The organism is Paenibacillus turpanensis, assembly GCF_011421635.1.
GTDB lineage: Bacteria > Bacillota > Bacilli > Paenibacillales > YIM-B00363 > Paenibacillus_AK > Paenibacillus_AK turpanensis.
The window spans coordinates 87,383-104,875 of the sequence record NZ_WTLI01000019.1 but is presented as its reverse complement, the minus strand read 5'-3'; the positions used below and the strand labels follow the sequence as shown (position 1 = coordinate 104,875).

Annotated in this window: 18 protein-coding genes; 9 read left to right on the top strand and 9 right to left on the bottom strand. The window is 54.2% G+C overall.

Annotated features, from left to right (window positions below; genetic code table 11):
* The first annotated feature begins 19 nt into the window (after nt 1–19).
* Nucleotides 20–2,323, top strand: coding sequence for a thiamine pyrophosphate-dependent enzyme (locus GQS10_RS17435; RefSeq protein ID WP_166244534.1), 2,304 nt, complete (start codon nt 20–22; stop codon nt 2,321–2,323).
* 89 nt (nt 2,324–2,412) lie between these two features.
* On the top strand, nt 2,413–2,694 hold the full coding sequence (locus tag GQS10_RS17430) for a hypothetical protein (RefSeq protein WP_166244532.1): 282 nt from the start codon (nt 2,413–2,415) through the stop codon (nt 2,692–2,694).
* Here GQS10_RS17430 and GQS10_RS17425 read toward each other — a convergent pair.
* From GQS10_RS17425 to GQS10_RS17405, 5 genes are all read right to left on the bottom strand, one after another.
* A complete protein-coding gene (locus GQS10_RS17425) occupies nt 2,621–3,109 on the bottom strand; it encodes a cobalamin B12-binding domain-containing protein (protein WP_166244530.1) in 489 nt (162 codons plus the stop codon). The two genes, GQS10_RS17430 and GQS10_RS17425, sit on opposite strands and share 74 nt — an antisense overlap.
* Nucleotides 3,087–4,712: an acyl-CoA mutase large subunit family protein gene (locus GQS10_RS17420; protein WP_207952326.1), complete on the bottom strand. Its 1,626-nt coding sequence runs from the start codon at nt 4,710–4,712 to the stop codon at nt 3,087–3,089. The genes GQS10_RS17425 and GQS10_RS17420 overlap by 23 nt, the downstream gene beginning before the upstream one ends.
* Nucleotides 4,696–5,253, bottom strand: a complete 558-nt coding sequence (locus tag GQS10_RS17415; protein ID WP_166244528.1) for an isoprenylcysteine carboxyl methyltransferase family protein — start codon at nt 5,251–5,253, stop codon at nt 4,696–4,698. The genes GQS10_RS17420 and GQS10_RS17415 overlap by 17 nt, the downstream gene beginning before the upstream one ends.
* Nucleotides 5,254–5,279: 26 nt before the next feature.
* On the bottom strand, nt 5,280–6,374 hold the full coding sequence (locus GQS10_RS17410; RefSeq protein ID WP_243735234.1) for a type III polyketide synthase: 1,095 nt from the start codon (nt 6,372–6,374) through the stop codon (nt 5,280–5,282).
* Nucleotides 6,375–6,506: 132 nt separating this feature from the next.
* Nucleotides 6,507–7,010: a hypothetical protein gene (locus tag GQS10_RS17405; protein WP_166244526.1), complete on the bottom strand. Its 504-nt coding sequence runs from the start codon at nt 7,008–7,010 to the stop codon at nt 6,507–6,509.
* Between the two features lie 118 nt (nt 7,011–7,128).
* On the opposite strand from GQS10_RS17405, the gene GQS10_RS17400 reads away from it, so the two are divergent.
* From GQS10_RS17400 to GQS10_RS17390, 3 genes are read left to right on the top strand one after another with little or no spacing between them, the layout of a single operon-like run.
* On the top strand, nt 7,129–7,785 hold the full coding sequence (locus GQS10_RS17400; RefSeq protein WP_243735233.1) for an alpha/beta hydrolase: 657 nt from the start codon (nt 7,129–7,131) through the stop codon (nt 7,783–7,785).
* A gap of 51 nt (nt 7,786–7,836) precedes the next feature.
* Nucleotides 7,837–8,196: a Lin0512 family protein gene (locus GQS10_RS17395; protein WP_166244524.1), complete on the top strand. Its 360-nt coding sequence runs from the start codon at nt 7,837–7,839 to the stop codon at nt 8,194–8,196.
* 23 nt (nt 8,197–8,219) lie between these two features.
* Nucleotides 8,220–8,747: an ADP-heptose synthase gene (locus tag GQS10_RS17390; protein WP_166244523.1), complete on the top strand. Its 528-nt coding sequence runs from the start codon at nt 8,220–8,222 to the stop codon at nt 8,745–8,747.
* A gap of 67 nt (nt 8,748–8,814) precedes the next feature.
* On the opposite strand, the gene GQS10_RS17385 is transcribed toward GQS10_RS17390, so the two are convergent.
* Complete coding sequence (locus GQS10_RS17385; protein ID WP_166244521.1) at nt 8,815–9,027, bottom strand: hypothetical protein; 213 nt, start codon at nt 9,025–9,027, stop codon at nt 8,815–8,817.
* A gap of 147 nt (nt 9,028–9,174) precedes the next feature.
* Between GQS10_RS17385 and GQS10_RS17380 the strand changes: the two genes are divergently transcribed.
* A complete protein-coding gene (locus tag GQS10_RS17380; protein ID WP_166244519.1) occupies nt 9,175–10,536 on the top strand; it encodes an RluA family pseudouridine synthase in 1,362 nt (453 codons plus the stop codon).
* A gap of 1 nt (nt 10,537) precedes the next feature.
* On the opposite strand, the gene GQS10_RS17375 is transcribed toward GQS10_RS17380, so the two are convergent.
* The gene (locus tag GQS10_RS17375) at nt 10,538–12,295 is read right to left on the bottom strand and encodes a DEAD/DEAH box helicase (RefSeq protein WP_166244517.1); all 1,758 of its coding nucleotides are present in this window, start codon (nt 12,293–12,295) and stop codon (nt 10,538–10,540) included.
* Nucleotides 12,296–12,340: 45 nt separating this feature from the next.
* A complete protein-coding gene (locus GQS10_RS17370) occupies nt 12,341–12,634 on the bottom strand; it encodes a hypothetical protein (RefSeq protein ID WP_166244515.1) in 294 nt (97 codons plus the stop codon).
* 112 nt (nt 12,635–12,746) lie between these two features.
* Here GQS10_RS17370 and GQS10_RS17365 point away from each other — a divergent pair, with 112 nt between their 5' ends.
* The gene (locus GQS10_RS17365) at nt 12,747–13,853 is read left to right on the top strand and encodes a nitric oxide synthase oxygenase (protein ID WP_166244513.1); all 1,107 of its coding nucleotides are present in this window, start codon (nt 12,747–12,749) and stop codon (nt 13,851–13,853) included.
* 33 nt (nt 13,854–13,886) lie between these two features.
* Here the strand turns inward: GQS10_RS17365 and GQS10_RS17360 are convergent, their stop codons facing one another.
* Entirely contained in the window at nt 13,887–14,150 is a 264-nt protein-coding gene (locus GQS10_RS17360) for a YpbS family protein (protein ID WP_166244511.1), read from the bottom strand.
* 159 nt (nt 14,151–14,309) lie between these two features.
* Here GQS10_RS17360 and GQS10_RS17355 point away from each other — a divergent pair, with 159 nt between their 5' ends.
* Together GQS10_RS17355 and GQS10_RS17350 are read left to right on the top strand one after the other, a co-directional pair.
* Nucleotides 14,310–15,842, top strand: a complete 1,533-nt coding sequence (locus GQS10_RS17355; protein ID WP_166244494.1) for a tagaturonate reductase — start codon at nt 14,310–14,312, stop codon at nt 15,840–15,842.
* Nucleotides 15,808–17,343 carry a UxaA family hydrolase gene (locus GQS10_RS17350; protein WP_166244492.1) on the top strand — a complete coding sequence of 512 codons (1,536 nt, stop codon included), beginning with the start codon at nt 15,808–15,810 and terminating at the stop codon, nt 17,341–17,343. The genes GQS10_RS17355 and GQS10_RS17350 overlap by 35 nt, the downstream gene beginning before the upstream one ends.
* The last annotated feature ends 150 nt before the right edge of the window (nt 17,344–17,493 follow it).

Genomic DNA, 17,493 nt, shown 5'->3' with positions numbered 1-17,493 from the left:
AGGAGAGTGAAATTCCGATATGGCTATGGATATTGAAAAGGAAGTTCCGCAAGGAACCGTTGAACAGCGGATCGTATACGAATCCGGCAATGAAATGGCTGCTTATGCGGCGCACCAAATCAATTATCACGTAATGGGCTATTTTCCAATCTCGCCTTCTACCGAAGTGGCGCAATTCCTCGATTTAATGAAGGCGAATGGACAGCATGACATCAAATTGATTCCTGCTGACGGAGAGCATGGATCCGCAGGGATATGCTATGGTGCTTCCGCTGCTGGCGGACGCGTATTTAACGCAACGAGCGCAAACGGATATTTGTATATGCTGGAGCAAATGCCGGTGCAATCCGGTACACGCTTCCCGATGGTAATGAACCTGGTTTGCCGTTCGGTATCCGGACCTCTAAACATACACGGCGACCACTCTGATCTGTATTATGCTTTGAATACCGGCTGGCCGATTCTTATGGCTCGAGATCCGCAAGCGGTATACGATATGAATATTATAGCAATTAAGCTGGCCGAGCATGAAGATGTTCGCCTACCAGTCATCGTCGCTTCGGACGGCTACTTTACGTCGCACCAAAAGCGCCGCGTGCAGACGTTTGCAAACAAGAGCGACGTACATGCCTTCATCGGTGAGCAGCCGACGCAATACAAGCATGTGCTCGACCGCAACAATCCGATTACGGTCGGCCCGTACATGAACGAGCCGGATTACATTAACAACTGCTATCAGCAGTCGGTGGCGATGTACAATGCAGGTGAAGTGTTTGACAAGATCCGTGCGGAATACAAGCAGCTGACGGGACGCGATTATCCGATTCTTGATTTGTACCGGATGGAGGATGCCGAGGTTGCCGTCTTCCTGATGAACTCCGCATCGGAAATTATTAAGGACGTTGTTGACCAACTGCGCGCCCAAGGGATCAAGGCCGGCTCCATTGCTCCGAATATGATTCGCCCGTTCCCGCAGAAGGAAATCGCCGAAGCATTGAAAAACGTGAAGGCAATCACGGTTGGCGACCGCGCCGATTCTTACGGCGGTCATGGCGGCAACATGGTGAACGAAATTAAAGCGGCGCTGTTCACCCATGGGAATACGACAACAAAGGTGATTTCTCGTATTTATGGCCTCGGCGGCAAAGACTTCTATGCGGAGGACGGACATCAGTTTTTCCAATTCGCCATCGATGCGATGGAATCGGGCGTTATCGAAAAACCGTTTGAGTATTACGGAATTACGGCAGGCGATCCGGCGAAGGCGCCGAAGCGCGTGCTCGAGCCGATGAAATATGAAGACCTGAAAACCGGTCTAATCCAGGTCAATAAAGATCCGGATACCGGCAAGCTGAAGGTTAAGGTTCCGCCGCTCCGTCAGCTGACGAAGAAGCCAAAGCGCTTGGCTCCGGGTCACGGAGCATGTCCGGGCTGCGGTATTTTCTCCGGCCTGGAGCTGTTCTTTAAAGGCATTGAAGGAGACATCGTAGCGCTGTATCATACGGGCTGTGCGATGGTTGTAACAACCGGCTTCCCGTATTCGGCCCATAAAGCAACGTATATTCATAACCTGTTCCAAAACGGTGCGGCCACGCTTTCTGGCGTCGTCGAAATGTTCTGGGAGCGTAAACGCCGCGGAGAGCTGGACCATCTCGGTCTGCAGGACGACTTTACGTTCGTCATGGTAACCGGTGACGGCGGTATGGATATCGGGATGGGTCCGGCGATCGGTGCGGCGCTGCGTAACCATAAGATGATTATCCTTGAATACGATAACGAAGGATATATGAATACAGGAGCACAGCTGTCGTATTCGACTCCGCTCGGCCACCGCACATCAACGTCCAACGTTGGTAAGGCGCAGGGCGGCAAGCTGTTCCATCATAAGGATACAGCGCAAATTATGGCGTCCACGCATATCCCATATGTGTTCACGGGCTCGGAAGCCAATCCTCAGGACCTGCTGCGTAAAGCGGCGAAAGCCCAATACTATGCGCAGAACGAGGGTATGGTGTACGGCAAAATTTTGATTACATGTCCGCTCAACTGGCTTTCAGAAGAAAAGGATGGTCAGGTGATCATCGACGATGCGGTAAACAGCTGCTTTTTCCCGCTCTATGAAGTGGAAAGCGGCGTAACAACGATTACGTATGATCCGGAAGAGAAGGGCAAGCGTGTTCCGGTCGCGGAATGGCTGAAAAAGATGGGCAAAACAAAGCATATGACGAAGCCTGAATATGCGGAAGCGCTCAAATCGTTTGAAGAAGAAGTGGAGCGCCGCTGGCGCCGTCTGAAAGCGAAGCACGAAAATCCGTATTTATAATATTTGTTGTTTGAGAGATGGAAAGGCGCAGCCTGCGTGCGGGACTGCGCCTTTTTCTACCTAGTAGACGGCGAAAGGAGGGAATGACGATGGCTTTTGTACTGAAGCATAAAGAGAGTGGACAAATTGCGGCAGCTGTGCAAAAGAACAGCTACGACCTCGGCTATTACGGGGTGGGCTGGTGGCATTCCGAAGAGGAGGCCGCTGAGGCGAAGGAGCGCTTTCTACAGTCTGCCGGGTGTTCCGATCCGGAGAGCTGGCTGTTTGAACAAGTGGATGAGCATAAACTGAAAATGTTTAATGTGAAGCTGAAAAATGATCCGCAGCGAAAGGTGTTTCTAACGGAAGCGGGGCAAATCGCTGTGGAGTAAAGGGTGAGGCTTCGGAGAGCTGCACGCGATCTTGAATAAAGCGGGCGATTGATGCGATGCTTGCCCCCGGCGTAAATACGCCGGAGACGCCCATCTCCAGAAGCCGGTGGATATCGGCGGAAGGGATGATCCCTCCGGCAAGCAGAAGCGGCACGTGCAGCCCGCGTGCTTCCAGCGTCCGCAGCACCCGGGGCATCTGCTCAAGATGTGTGCCGGAATGAAACGACACACCGATGCAGTGCGCTTCCACTTTCGCTGCGATTTCCGCAATTTCTTCCGGGGTTCGGCGAATGCCGGTGAACCATGCGTTCATACCGAGCTCCCGCAAGCCTTTTACAATGGAAACGGCACCGCGTGTATGTCCGTCCAGCCCGGTCTTCGCAATCACTACATTATAGGTCTGGGATTGTAACATCACTTCGTTCCTCCCGGTGTTCCCCGAATTCCTCCCGCAGTACCCCGCAAATTTCTCCTATGGTTGCATAGAGCTTTACTGCCTCTACAATCGGCTCCATCAAATTATCGGATGACTTGGCCGTAGCACGTATATTCTCGAGAGCTTTCAGCACTTTGCCGGTATTCCGGTTTTGTTTTACCGTTTGAAGGCGGTTGAATTGTTCGGTGACATGGGTGTTGCTGTTCTGCTGCGAAGCAAAGTGACCTTCGGAGAAGGAGGCGTTATCCTCCTGAAAGCAATTTATCCCGACGATCGGCTGTGCGCCGGATTGGATGCGGGTAAAGGTCGCATAGGCGGAGCTTTCAATTTGCCGCTGCATCCAACCCAGCCGAATGGCGTTTAAGCTCCCGCCCATACGGTCAATGCGTTCTAGGAGCCGCAGAGCTTCCGCTTCCAGCCGATCCGTAAGCTCCTCGACATAGTAGGAGCCGGCTAACGGGTCTACCGTATCCGCCGCACCGCTCTCCAAGGCGAGAATTTGCTGAATGCGCAGAGCGGTAACCGCATTTTCCTCGGTTGGAAGACCGATTGCTTCATCGGGCGCATTCGTATGCAGGCTTTGCGCACCGCCAAGGACGGCAGCTAACGCTTGCAGGGTGACCCGCGCTACATTGTTGTCCGGCTGCTGCGCCGTTAAGGTGACGCCGCCGGTCTGTGCGTGAAACCGCAGCCGCAGCAGCTCCGCATCGGCTACGCCGTAGCGGTCGCGCACAAGCCTAGCCCACAGCCTGCGTGCGGCACGGAACTTGGCCGCTTCCTCGAACAGCAAATTATGCGCCGCGAAGAAAAACGACATTCTGCGAAGCAGAGCACCGGCATTGATGCCGCGCCGCCTGCCTTCATCAAGATAAGCGAGCGCATTGGCAAAGGTAAAGGCAAGCTCCTGTGCGGCAGTAGCGCCGGCTTCGCGGATATGATAACCGCTGACTGAAATGGAGTTCCATTTCGGCAGCCTATGGGCCGCATATTCCATCACATCAACGGCCAGCCGAAGAGAAGGGGCGGCAGGGAAAATGTACAAGCCGCGGGCGCAGTACTCCTTTAAAATATCGTTCTGCACGGTACCGCTTAAGGTATCGGCAGGGACGCCCTGCTTCTCAGCGACAGCAATCACCATGGCCAGCAGCACTGCAGCGGGGGCGTTTATGGTCATGGAGCAGCTGACCCGATCCAGCGGGATCCCGTCCAGTGCTTGCTCCAGATCAGCCAAAGTGCTCACAGCCAGTCCAACCTTTCCGACCTCTCCGTCAGCGAGCGGGTGGTCCGCATCATAGCCAAGCTGAGTAGGCAAATCGAAGGCAAGCGAGAGACCGGTCTGCCCATTGTCCAGCAAACGCTTTAACCGCGAATTGGTGGACTCCGAATCGCCGAAGCCGGAATACTGGCGCATCGTCCACAGCTTTTCACGATACATATCGGGATATATTCCTCTCGTGAATGGAAAGCTTCCCGGATCGCCGATGTTTTGAGCAAAGTGCTCGTCCGGATTTTTGGTCTTATATATAGAAGCAATGGGCGAGCCGTCGGAATGGATAAAAGGGCGGTTACGATAACGAGACATGGTCTTGAACTCCCTTATGCTGGGCCGCCGCTGATTCCAATGCGTCCTCTTCCACTGCAATTCTCTTTCGCAGGAGGATGATATTGGCTGCCGAGGCCCATAAAGCGGTATATGTTGCCCCGAAGATGAGAGGGAGGCTCACGAGCTCTAACGCGACTACCAAATAATTCGGGTGACGGAGAAGGCGGTAAGGACCTCGTCGGATCGGTTGGGTACCGGGCAGGACTATAATTTTCGTATTCCAAAACATCCCAAGCGTGCGAATGCACCACACGCGAAGCGATTGTGCAGAAAGAAAAACCGCAAACGGAACCGTCCACCATACCGGCATCGAAAATCCCTTGGCCGCAGTCTCAATCGTTACACTGATCAGGAATATGCTGTGAAGAATGAAAAACCAATGGTAATGGTCGGCGCCCGCCTCATACCCCCCGAGCTTGGTCACTCTCGCCTCATTGCTTTTCGCAATGCGCAGCTCAATCATCCGCTGGAGGACAACAATGGCAAGGACGATCAGAAAAAATAAGCTCTGGCTGTTCATTTTTCGTTCAAGGCTCCTTTACTGAGTTATTGATATTGATCGACCCCAGGGCTTTTCGCTGCATGGAAGAGCACCAGCTCGGAGCTGAAGCCCGGACCTAGCGCCCCCAAAATCCCGTGACCTTCCTGAAACCTTCCTTCCGAAAGCATGCGCTCCATAACAAAAAACACCGTACAGGAAGACATATTTCCATATTCCCGCAAAATGTCGGCGGAAGCATCAAGCGCGCCGTCCGGAGCCTGCAGCGCTTCGCGGTACGCCTGGAGCACCTTCATCCCTCCCGGATGAAGCACGTAATTACGGATCTGGGAACCTTCCACTCCGAAGGAATGCACCAGCTCCTCGACATTCGGATGAATTTCCTTACGTACAAGAGAAGGGATATCTCGCGAGAAAACGACCTTCATTCCTTCATCGACGATGTCCCATCCCATGATATCCAGTGAATCCTTCCACGTCGTGCTTTGCGAGCCGAGCAGCTCGAGTCGCAGAGGTGAGCTCCGCTTCGGCTCCGTTTCGTCGCCGCACACCAAAACGGCTGCCGCACCGTCTCCAAATAAGCAGGTAGCGACAATGTTGCTTTTAGACCGGTCATTCGGCAGAAAGGTGAGACTGCAAAGCTCGACAGCGACGACGAGGCAGCGGTGCGTTGGAAAAGCCTTTACATACTCCAAGGCGCGTGACAGACCTGCGGCTCCCCCGGCACAGCCGAGCCCCCAGATCGGAGTACGTTTAAGATTTCGCTTGAAGCTTAGACGGTTGAATAGATGCGCGTCGATGCTTGGCGTGGCTGTTCCTGTTGTGGATACAAAAATCAAATGATCAATGTGTTCCGGCTCGAGCGATGCTTTTTGCAGGCAGCGGCGCGCGGCCTCTTCCGCGAGCTGGCAGGCGTGCTCCACATACATCCGGTGCTTCTGCTCCGGGGAATGCGGCTCGGGATACCAATCCAAAGGGGCGCAAAAATAACGCTGTTCAATTTCACTGTGATCAAAAACGGAGATCAGTTTTTCAATACCCGGATAGTGGGGGCGGAACATACGCAGCACGAGCTCCTTCACATCGCTCTGCGCTATAGGATGGGAAGGGACGGCGCTGGCCGCTTCGGAAACATAAGGCAAATGAGGACCTCCTTGCTAGGTTTACCCTAGTTTGCTATGGAGGAATTCAATTTATGCGATAGAGGGGAACTGCAGGGGATACTTAAAAAAGCGGCCTGCCGGAGTGGCGAGCCGCTTATGGGTGACGTGAAACTATGGATTTTGCTCCGAGCCGAATTCGACTACGGCATGAGTTACCTTTTGCATGCGAATGTATTCGTTATTTTCCAGGGTCGGCCGGAAGTATCCGAATAAGTATGCGGCTTCCAGAAAGGAAAGGCTTGGATAGCAGGCGACCTGCTGGTTCGTATAAGGGTTATCCATGACGATTTGCCATTCGCCCTCACGATCGGAAGCCGGGATTTGAGAAAGCACCCGGTTTTTGTGGCCGGTCATCGCTGTATATTCATCCCAAATGTGCGCCCAAGCAGGGCTGTATTGACTAGGCTCCGGGAACAGCTTTCTCGCTCTGATGAGAAGCTCCTCTATTTCCCCAATTTGATGGTCGTCATAACGCTTGATGTAATCCTTAAAATCCTCTATAAATTGAAAAAACGCGGAATACCCGGTTTGCTCCAGCTTGATTTTGCATTGGTCTTGGCTTTGGTCGTCCTGCGCGTTCTTAAAGAGCTCAAAATAGGTCGTCGTCATCGTCAAGCGCTTCATCTCCCCGCAAAAGCTTTGCACATTACTGTATCATATTTTGGGAACGGAAAAAAGGCAGGAATTGGGTTATACTGGGTATATCGAAATGCTGCTGAAGGCTGGGAAGAGAATGGAACAAAAAGCTTGTTTATTGATTCACGGCTTTACCGGGGGCCCTTATGAGCTTCATCCGCTCGCGTCTTATCTGGGACAAAAAGGGCACCGCTGTCAATCGGTTACGCTGCCTGGACATGAAGGGGATCTTCGGGCGCTGCGAAAGGTTCACCGCACGGAGTGGATTCAATGTGTGGAAGAAGCGGGAAAGGAGCTTGCCGATCAACATGGAGAATTCGACTTGATCGGCTTCTCTATGGGAGGCCTGCTCGCCGCTTACGCCGCCAACCGGCTTCCTGTGCGTCGGCTGGTGCTGGTGAATACGGCTGTGTATTATGTCAGTCCCGGCAGATTTGTGCGTGAAGCCGTACGGCAATTCCGCGATGGAAATCTGCGCTCGCTTAGCGTCAAGCAAGCGACACCGCTGCGGGCGGTTCTGCAATTTACACAGCTGGTGCGTGAGTTGAAGCCGGAATTTCCGCAGATCCGGATTCCGACCTTAGTCGTCCAGGGTGAACAGGATCAAATTGTACACCCTTACAGTGCGAACTACATATACGGACGGCTTGCAGGGAAAAAGCAGCTGATCTGGTACCCTCGTTCCCGCCATATGATTTGTCTGGATGAGGAGGCAGAACGCCTTTTTACAGATATAGAGCGCTTTCTGGATTGATTTTTTCCAGGGAAACCGATAAGATAAGCAAAAGATAAGGAGGCTGTCCGTGTGGATACATTATTTTTTGTGCAGCTTGGAATGGGTACGGATCTTCATGGCCAGGATGTGACCAAGGCATCCGTCCGTGCGGTTAAGAACGCCATTCACCATAACTCAATGCCGGGTCTTCGCAGTGTTCTGCCGGGGAATGAAATTCGGAATATGAAGGTTCGGGTCAAGCTGGCCGTGCCTTGCGATAAGCATTTGGTGGATATCGAACAGGTCAAGGCTGCTTTTCCATATGGCGAGGTTGAAGTGGAGATAACGGACGGCGGCATGCTGACCACGAGCGGTGTAGTTCTGCCCGACAAGGATGATAAGAACGACTTGATTTATGTGGTGGTTGCAGCGGTCGAAGTCGGCTATTAGAAAGAAAGCATGGGGGAAAGAGGATGCAGCGTCGCTTTGTCATAGAGGCGGTTTTGGTGGCGATCTACGGGCAGCTGCTCGTACCGGGCCGACCGGTGGAATATGTCATCCCGTACTCGACGATTATGGAGCTATATGAATTGAAGGAAGGCGCTGAGCCGGTGATGCCGAACAGTGCGGAGGATCAGTTTGTCCGCGAAAAGATCGGAGAGCTGATCGGATTTTTTGAAGCGCCGTTTACGAAAAAAAAGGTGGAGCGTGCACTGCAGGCGCCTTGGCGGACCAGCCCACCGATCCCAGTTAATGAGGATGTAACCTTTACGATTGTAAATTCCTTAGAGAGTGCCCAGTACGGAGAGCAGCTCGACCCGGTAGAAACGGAAATTGTGCTGACGGCATTGCGCACGCAGGTGCCCGTATTAACGGATCAGGTCGAATTTATAGATAAAGTGATTGAGCTGGAAATTCCCGTTGAGGTTTTCGATATCGAGGACTATGAATTTGCGCTGGAGGGACATTCTCCGGAAGAGGATTTTAACACGGGGCTGTAAAAAAAGAAGACCCGGCTGAACGAAAGAGTTTATCTTCGTTTAGCGGGTCTTTGTGTTTGGTTCAAGCCTACTTGAATTCGTACACAAGCACATTTGCGATAACCATATAAAACACCATTCCGACGATCACAGACCATAAAATGCTCAGCCAGCCTCTACGGATTTTTTGCTGGAAGAAGGAAACGAGGGCGAAGCTGAGAAGCGAGAATATTCCGAGTATAAACAGCATGCTGACGGCAATAAATGTGCCGGTCACATTGGTTATATCTACTAAACCCATAGGTCATGTACATCCTTTCCGTTGGTTGCAGCTTCAATATGCGTATACATACTGCACTAACCGAAATGATAGCATGAACCTACCTGGGGTTCAACTTAAGGTATGGCTTGTTCACATTTTCTTCATATTGGACTGGAGTGCATAACGATGGCAGGACGTCAAGGAACGAGATCAAATCGCGGGAACGGATCAGGCGGCGGAGGGCGAGCTTCCGGAAAAAGACGGGAGGAGACAGGACGCGGAGCAGGGCCGAGTGGAAAACCGGGGCTTGTGGAATATGGCAAGCCGGCGGGGAGGCGCGGCGGAGCGCCGGTTTCGAAGCCGGAAGGGAAGCGCTCGGCGGACCGCTATGACGCGGACAAAGGAGGACGGCAGCGCGCCGGTGCTGGAGCGGCCGGACGAACGGGCGGCGGCGGCCGAGAGGATACACGAGGCGGCCGAAAGCGCGGCGATGCTGCGCCGGGAGGGGCCGCTTTTGGCGGTAACGGCGGCACGGGTGGCCGCCGTGGAGGCGCCGGTGCCGCGCATGGGCGCGGAGCGGACGCTAGCCGGAGCGCGGGACGCGGCGGGCAGGGTCGCCCGGCCGCAGGGGGGCGTGCGCCGGAGCAGCCTGTCCTTGCCGCGCTTGCGCGGGGAGGCAGACGCAAAGGCGAATGGCTGGAGCTGCGCCTGCCGGATCAGCTGGCCGGCGTGCCGGTCAATCAACTCCTGAAGCAGCTGCCGCTTCCGGCGAAAATTGCCGGGAAGCTGATGGCGGCCAAAGGCGTTGATAAGCAGGGCAAGCAGCTTCGCTTAAAGCTGTTCCGCGAGGAGCAGCCGGAGTTTCCGCCGGACTGGATGGAACTTAACATTTTGTATGAGGATGATTTCTCGCTCGTCGTCAATAAGCCGGCCGGCTACGAGGTTCACCCGAGCGTTCACGGACAGCGCGGCACGCTTGCGCATGGCGTTGCGTCGTACTACGAAATGTCAGGACAGCGGATTCGCATTCGTCATATTCACAGATTGGATAAAGAAACGACCGGACCGGTGCTTTATGCCAAAAACGAGCTCGCTCATTATGTTTTTGATGAGGCGATGCGGTCGAAGCAGATTGAACGGATTTATATCGCGGTTGCGGAAGGGCGGATTGCTCAGGATAAAGGAGTAATTGATTTGCCGATCGGACAGGACAGGCATCATCCGACACGGCGAAGAGTGAGTGAAACCGGCGAACCGGCATTAACGAGGTATGAAGTGCTGGAGAGGTTTGATAATTATACGCTCGTCCGGCTCCAATTGGAAACCGGACGGACGCATCAAATTCGTGTGCATTTATCGCATATCGGGCATCCGCTCGCCGGAGATGGAATGTACGGCGGAGGCCGTCAAATGATATCCAGACAAGCGCTTCATGGAGAAAAGCTTGTCTGGCATCATCCGTGGACCGGCGAGAGGCTGACCGTACGCGCTCCGCTTCCGGACGATATGAACCGGATGCTTCAGGAGCTGCGTGGGGTGTCGCCGTAAATTAACGGCCCCGGCCGGCACCCCGGCCGCCCGGCTTGCCGCCGCCGCGGGAGGAGCCGCCTCGGCCAGCCCCCTTCGCTCCGGCGAAGGCGGGCTTTTTTGCCGTGCCGCCACCGGCCCCGCCGCCGCGCGATGCGCCGAAGCGGCTCTCGCCGCCGCGTCCGCCGCCTGCGCCAGGCGCAGCGGCGGCCTTCATCCGCGCAGCGCCGAACGGGCTCTGCGGCGCTGCGCCATCGCGCTTGCCGCCGCCCCGGCGGTCCGCGCCAAAGCTCTTGCCGCCGCTCGCGGCACCGAACTCGGCCCCGCCGCGCCCAGCGCCATCGCGCTTGCCGCCGCCCCGGCGGTCCGCGCCAAAGCTCTTGCCGCCGCTCGCGGCACCGAACTCGGCCCCGCCGCGCCCAGCGCCATCGCGCTTGCCGCCGCCCCGGCGGTCCGCGCCAAAGCTCTTGCCGCCGCTCGCCGCGCCAAAGTCGGCCTCGCCGCGCCCAGCGCCGCGGCGCTCGCGTCCGCCCGAGCGGCCGAGCTTCTCGCCGCGCGCACCGCCACCGCGCTGCTGCGATCCGCCGCGACGGCCATCGCCGTCACGCTCGCGGCGCGCGCCTTCCTTACGGCCGGAGGGAGCCTTGCGCTGCAGCCCGCCGATTTCATCATCGACGTACAGCTCGATCTTTTGGTCAATGCCTTTTTCAATCAAATTGAGGTACATGCGATCGCGCGGCGTAGCGAGCGTAATCGCCATCCCCTTTTGCCCGGCGCGTCCGGTCCGGCCGATGCGGTGAATGTAGCTTTCCGCGTCATGCGGGATGTCATAGTTGAACACATGCGTGACCCCTTCGACATCGATCCCGCGTGCGGCTACGTCCGTCGCCACGAGAAACTGCAGCTTCGCCTCGCGGAACCGCTTCATGACCGCTTCGCGTTTCGCTTGTGACAAATCCCCGTGAAGCTCGTCCACACTAAGGCCGAGCTCCTGCAGCTCCTCGGTAAGCTTTTTCGCACGAACCTTCGTACGGCAGAACAGCACAGCCAAATAAGGCTGGTACGTATGTAATAAGTCAACTAAGGTTTTTTGCTTGTTGCGGTCCGTCGTTTCGACGACAATTTGCTTAATGTCTTTGACCGTGACCTGCTCGGCTTCAATTTTGACATTTTCCGGATTTTTCATATAACGCGAAGCGAGCTTTCGCACATTTACCGGCATCGTCGCGGAGAACAGCATTGACTGGCGGTCTTCCGGCAGCCGAGACAAAATTTCTTCGACCTCGTTCAGGAAGCCCATATGCAGCATTTGATCGGCTTCGTCCAGCACCAGCATGCTGACGCGGGAAAGCCGTACCGTTCCGCGATGCAGATGATCAAGCAGACGTCCCGGTGTTGCAATGATCAGTTGAGGCTGTCCGCCCTTCAGCTTGCGCACCTGCGCATCCACATCCTGCCCGCCATATACCGGCAGTACACTTGCGCCGACAGTCGGCGCCATCGCCTTGGCGTAGCTCGTAATTTGCAGTGCGAGCTCGCGCGTCGGCGTCAGGATCAGCGCCTGTACCTCTTGGCGGTTCGTATCGATTTGCTCCAGCATCGGCAGCAAAAACGCATACGTTTTACCGGTACCCGTTTGGGCTTGGGCAATCAAATCCTTCCCGCTCAGCAGGAGGGGGATCGATCTTGCCTGTACAGGAGTAGGCTTCGTAATCCCTTCGGCGTGCAAAGCGTCGCTAATCGTTTTTCGTAATCCCAATGCTTCAAAGGCTGTACTCATGCTCTTCGTTTTCCTCTTTTCTTTATGTGTGATCGTCAGCTCCGTTTACACGAGCCGGACCACATGCACGATTTTGTGTTCGGTGATTACCTGCAGTACATGCCGGGAAGCGTCATGCTTCACCTCGCCTGAACCGACGGGAATGGAGGGCTCTGAGCCTAATCCGAAAAACAGGTCATCCGCAAGCGTACGCAGCATTTCCTGCTTTTCCTCCTGGCCCAGCTCCGCCCAGTCCTCTGCTTCCATTTCAAAAAATGTATACGAATCGCCAATTTCCTGCAGTGCTGCGGTAAAATCGACGATAATGTCAGCGTACTCTCTTCCGAAGCGAACGCCCATCGGTAATCACAACCTTTATTTATAGAGTATCCCTAGCATACCAAAAGTTCATGCGACCGTCATTTTATATCCCAAGTGGGAACCGATATAATGATGGGAGAGGTGCTTGCAGATGAAGCTTAGGACAGCAAACGAACTGGTTCAAGAAGCAGAACAATTTATCGCTATCTGTTATAACGAGCTCGGAAAGCCGGAAGAAACGGAAGGAAGGCTCCGGCAAATCTTTGAGCAAATCGACGCAACGGGCAGCTATGAGCATACTCCGGAAGAATTGGCTCATGGCGCGAGAATGGCTTGGCGCAACAGCAACCGCTGCATCGGGAGGCTGTTTTGGAGCTCGCTGCATGTGCTTGACGCACGGGGCGTTCGCACCGGGCAAGGCATGCTTGAGGCATGCTTGGAGCATATCCGCTTTGCGACGAATGGTGGCAGGATCCGGCCTGCCATCACGATCTTTCCGCAGGAAAGCAGCGAGGGGGCGTTCCGAATATGGAACCGGCAGCTGATCCGTTACGCCGGCTATCCAAGAAAAGACGCAGCCGGCCGAACAATTCGCTTCATCGGAGACCCGGTATCAGCCGCTTTTACGTCGGTTTGTCACTCACTTGGCTGGAAGGGAGACGGAACGGCTTTTGACGTGCTCCCTTTAGTCGTACAAGCATGCGGGGAGGAACCGGTTTGGGCGGAGCTTCCGACCAATCTCATTAAAGAGGTGCCGATCCGGCACTCGGAATTGGAGTGGTTTTCCGAGCTGGGAGTGAAGTGGTACGCCGTCCCTATCATATCGGATATGCTGCTGGAAATCGGTGGCATTCGATATACAGCGGCGCCTTTTAACGGCTGGTATATGGGAACCGAAATTGGCGCAAGAAACTTGGCCGATACCGAGAGATACAACCTGCTGCCGGAGATCGCACAAAGAATGGGGCTGAACACGGAGAGCAACACCTCATTATGGAAAGACCGCGCGCTGGTCGAGCTGAATGCCGCCGTTCTTCATTCCTATAAGGAAGCGGGGGTCAGTATTGTCGATCACCATACCGCTGCCGAGCAGTTCGCCCGATTTGAACAGCTGGAGAGGGAGCAGGGCCGCGAGGTTACCGGCGACTGGACCTGGCTGATTCCGCCAATGTCTCCTGCAGCAACGCCGATTTTTCATAGCGGATACGACAACCGCATCGTAACTCCGAATTATTTTCCGCAAAACGAACCTTATTAAAAGCCAAAGGGCTGTCCTCCGGGATTGGGAAGGTCAGCCCTTGTTTAGCTGTTCCGCATAGTCGCGGACCATTTGCTCCGTTACATATACTCTCGTCGGCGAAATGCCGTGATGGGCATGATCGTTAATCCGGCGCGTCGTTTCATTAATTGCTTCTACAGTAAACGGCTTTCCGGCCAAGCAATCTGCAACGGCAAGCTGGATGGCTTGCTCGCGAAGAGCGTCGAGCTCAAGGAATCGCTGCAAATGCTCGTGCTGCTTACGGGAATGCTCGGAAATCGCCTCATGGACACTCATTTTATACACCTCGGCCTACGTTTTTCGTACCTCTCATCCTACATCATCATTACTCCAAGAGCAACAAAAAACAGAAGTTTATACTTTGTGACGATTCTCACAAAGATTTTTGGCAGCGTCGAGTATGATGAAATCAGAAAAAAGAGAGGGAGATGGGCCATGAACACAAATGTGAACGTGTGCGAAGCTTTTCCGGGTCCAAACACGGAGCTTCCGGTAAAAATGCTGCAATTCGGAGAAGGCAATTTTTTGCGGGGGTTCGTTGACTGGATGGTAAATCGAATGAATGAACAGGGGCTGTTTAACGGCAGCATCGCCGTCGTTCAACCGATTGAACAGGGTATGGTTAACGTCTTAAATGAGCAAAACGGACAATATACATTGATGATGAGAGGCTTGCGCGCGGGCGCGGTAACGGAGGAGATCGAGAAGATTCGTTCGATCCGTGTTGGTGTGAATCCATACACGGATTATGACGCATACATTGCTCTTGCCAAGGAGCCGCAGTTGTCCGTAGTCGTCTCCAATACAACGGAATCCGGAATTGTGTATCGGGAGGAGGACCGCTTGGAGGATCGTCCTCAGCATACCTTTCCCGGAAAACTAACCGCCTTCCTGTACCGCAGGTATCAAGCATTTCATGGTGATATGAGCAAGGGACTCCTTATCCTTCCTTGCGAGCTGATTGACCGAAACGGTGAGAAGCTGCTGGATGCAGTGCTCCGTCACGCGGCGGCATGGGGCCTGGAAGCGGAATTTATCGATTGGTTGAAGCGCGCCAACCGGTTCTGCTGCACCCTGGTGGACCGCATCGTAACCGGATATCCGAAGGCGGAAGTGGACGAGCTGGCGGCACGGCTTGGATATGAAGACAAGCTGCTGAATACATCCGAGCTGTTCCACCTTTGGGTAATTGAAGGGGCGGGACCCTTGAAAGCTCTGTTCCCAGCAGACGAAGCCGGATTGCAGGTTGTATGGACTGAAGATATGACCCCTTTCCGCTCACGTAAGGTGCGGATCTTGAACGGTGCTCATACGATGACGGCATTAGCGGCTTATTTGGCCGGTGTAGATACGGTTCGGGAATGTGTTGAAGACGAATCCATTTCTCTATATATGAATAAAGGAATTTTTGACGAAATTATTCCTGCCTCGGGCATGCCGGAAGAAGCGATGCATGAATATGCGGAAGAGGTATTAGAACGGTTCGGCAATCCGTTCATCCGTCACGAGCTGCTCAGCATTTCGTTAAACTCGGTATCCAAGTTTAAAGCGAGAGTACTTCCTTCTATCGAGGATTATGTTCGCCGATTCGGAAAGCTTCCAAGGGTGTTGACGTTTTCGCTTGCTGCTTTAATCGCCTTCTACCGTGGAACGCAGGCGAATGGCCGGTATCAGGGGCTGCGCAATGGTGAAGTATATGCGATTCAGGATGACGCTGCAATTCTTGCATGGTTTGCCGAAGCTTGGGCTAAGTTTGATGGGACCGCGCAAAGCGCGCAAGTGCTGGCGGCTCGCGTGCTTCAGAATGAAGCGTTCTGGGGCGAGAATTTAACCCGGATTGAAGGCTTGGAAGAAGCGATTGCCAGACATCTATTGTTTATCAATGAGCAAGGAATGCAAAAGGCGCTTCGCGCCGCAGCTAGGAGGGAGCAGCATGGTGAGAACAGACCGGATCATGAGACTGAATGAGAAGGATAACGTAGCGGTTGCGCTGCACGATTTGGAGCCGGGAACACGACTTGGATTCGGGGTGCTGCAGCTAATCACCGACCAGCGCATTCCGAAAGGGCATAAAATTGCACTGCAGGACATCGCCGCCGGGAATAATGTAATGAAATACGGGTATTCGATCGGGCTGGCGAAAACGGATATCGCTGCCGGGCAGTGGGTGCATACGCATAACATGCACACTGGGCTTGAAGGAGAGCTGGAATACACTTATGTCCAAACAACCGACGGTGCAGATCGTCTTCAACAGCAGAAGGCAGATCAGCTGCCGACCTTCCTCGGCTACGAGCGTGAAAACGGGGAGGTGGGTATCCGCAACGAGGTTTGGATCATAAATACGGTAGGCTGCGTCAACAAAACGGCGGAGATTCTTGCCAAAGAAGCGAACCGTATAAACGGATTCACCGGCGTTGTGGGTACGGCAGACTCCTTCGGCGGAGTGTTTACATTCCCTCATCCGTATGGCTGCTCGCAGCTGGGAGATGACCACCAGATGACCCAGCTTATTCTGGCTGGGCTGGCCCGCCATCCGAACGCGGCAGGCGTCCTTGTGCTCGGCCTAGGATGTGAGAATAACAACATCCCGGAGTTTAAGAAGGTTTTGGGCGAATACGACCCGAACCGGATTAAGTTTTTGAGTACGCAAGAGGCGGACGATGAAATCGAGGCGGGGCTTGAGCTGTTGAATGAGCTGATCGAGCATGCCCGCACGTACCGCCGTACGCCTTGTCCGGCAGAAAAGCTGCGGATCGGCTTGAAATGCGGCGGATCGGACGCTTTCTCCGGCATTACTGCGAACCCGCTTGTCGGCGCTATTGCCGACCGGTTAACGAATGCAGGAGGTACTGCGATTTTAACTGAGGTTCCTGAAATGTTCGGCGCAGAAACGATTTTGATGGAACGCTGTGCAAGCCGAGATGTTTTTGATAAGACGGTGAACTTGATTAATGACTTTAAGCAATATTATGTGCGTCACGGTCAAGTGATTTACGAAAATCCGTCGCCCGGCAATAAAAATGGCGGCATCACGACCTTAGAAGAGAAATCGCTTGGCTGCACCCAGAAGGGCGGCACAAGCGAGGTTACAGATGTGCTTCCGTATGGCGGAAGAGCACAGAAAACGGGCTTGAACCTGCTGCAAGGGCCGGGCAACGATATTGTGGCGGTAACGGCACTGACGGCTGCAGGCGCTCATATGGTTTTGTTTACAACGGGTAGAGGAACCCCTCTTGGTGCTCCGGTGCCGACGGTGAAAATTTCGACGAACAGCGATTTAGCGGGCCGGAAATCGCGTTGGATCGACTTCAATGCAGGGGTGCTGCTTGAAGGTGAAACGATGGATGCGACGGCGGATCGGCTGATGAACCAGCTGCTGGACCTTGCTTCCGGGCGCGGTTTTACGAAAAACGAGGAAAATGGATACCGCGAAATCGCGATTTTCAAAAACGGTGTGACGTTGTAGGTCGCTTAATTTAAGCCTCATGCGTCTTGCTCTGAAAATATAACCTGCTTAACAATGTAATGGAAATCTCTTGAGTAGGGAACCCTTATACGGCCTTGTGCCGCATAAGGGTTTTCTGTATTTTCGTTGGCAGGATGTGGTATAAAGAAG

Bases quoted from the DNA above. Each gene is read 5' to 3' on its own strand.
- GQS10_RS17350 (WP_166244492.1), top strand. From the start codon at position 15,808: ATGGTGAGAACAGACCGGATCATGAGACTGAATGAGAAGGATAACGTA.
- GQS10_RS17380 (WP_166244519.1), top strand. From the start codon at position 9,175: ATGGCAGGACGTCAAGGAACGAGATCAAATCGCGGGAACGGATCAGGC.
- GQS10_RS17370 (WP_166244515.1), bottom strand. From the start codon at position 12,634: ATGGGCGTTCGCTTCGGAAGAGAGTACGCTGACATTATCGTCGATTTT.
- GQS10_RS17430 (WP_166244532.1), top strand. From the start codon at position 2,413: ATGGCTTTTGTACTGAAGCATAAAGAGAGTGGACAAATTGCGGCAGCT.
- GQS10_RS17375 (WP_166244517.1), bottom strand. From the start codon at position 12,295: ATGAGTACAGCCTTTGAAGCATTGGGATTACGAAAAACGATTAGCGAC.
- GQS10_RS17400 (WP_243735233.1), top strand. From the start codon at position 7,129: ATGGAACAAAAAGCTTGTTTATTGATTCACGGCTTTACCGGGGGCCCT.
- GQS10_RS17365 (WP_166244513.1), top strand. From the start codon at position 12,747: ATGAAGCTTAGGACAGCAAACGAACTGGTTCAAGAAGCAGAACAATTT.
- GQS10_RS17390 (WP_166244523.1), top strand. From the start codon at position 8,220: ATGCAGCGTCGCTTTGTCATAGAGGCGGTTTTGGTGGCGATCTACGGG.
- GQS10_RS17435 (WP_166244534.1), top strand. From the start codon at position 20: ATGGCTATGGATATTGAAAAGGAAGTTCCGCAAGGAACCGTTGAACAG.
- GQS10_RS17425 (WP_166244530.1), bottom strand. From the start codon at position 3,109: ATGTTACAATCCCAGACCTATAATGTAGTGATTGCGAAGACCGGGCTG.
- GQS10_RS17385 (WP_166244521.1), bottom strand. From the start codon at position 9,027: ATGGGTTTAGTAGATATAACCAATGTGACCGGCACATTTATTGCCGTC.
- GQS10_RS17360 (WP_166244511.1), bottom strand. From the start codon at position 14,150: ATGAGTGTCCATGAGGCGATTTCCGAGCATTCCCGTAAGCAGCACGAG.
- GQS10_RS17415 (WP_166244528.1), bottom strand. From the start codon at position 5,253: ATGAACAGCCAGAGCTTATTTTTTCTGATCGTCCTTGCCATTGTTGTC.
- GQS10_RS17355 (WP_166244494.1), top strand. From the start codon at position 14,310: ATGAACACAAATGTGAACGTGTGCGAAGCTTTTCCGGGTCCAAACACG.
- GQS10_RS17420 (WP_207952326.1), bottom strand. From the start codon at position 4,712: ATGTCTCGTTATCGTAACCGCCCTTTTATCCATTCCGACGGCTCGCCC.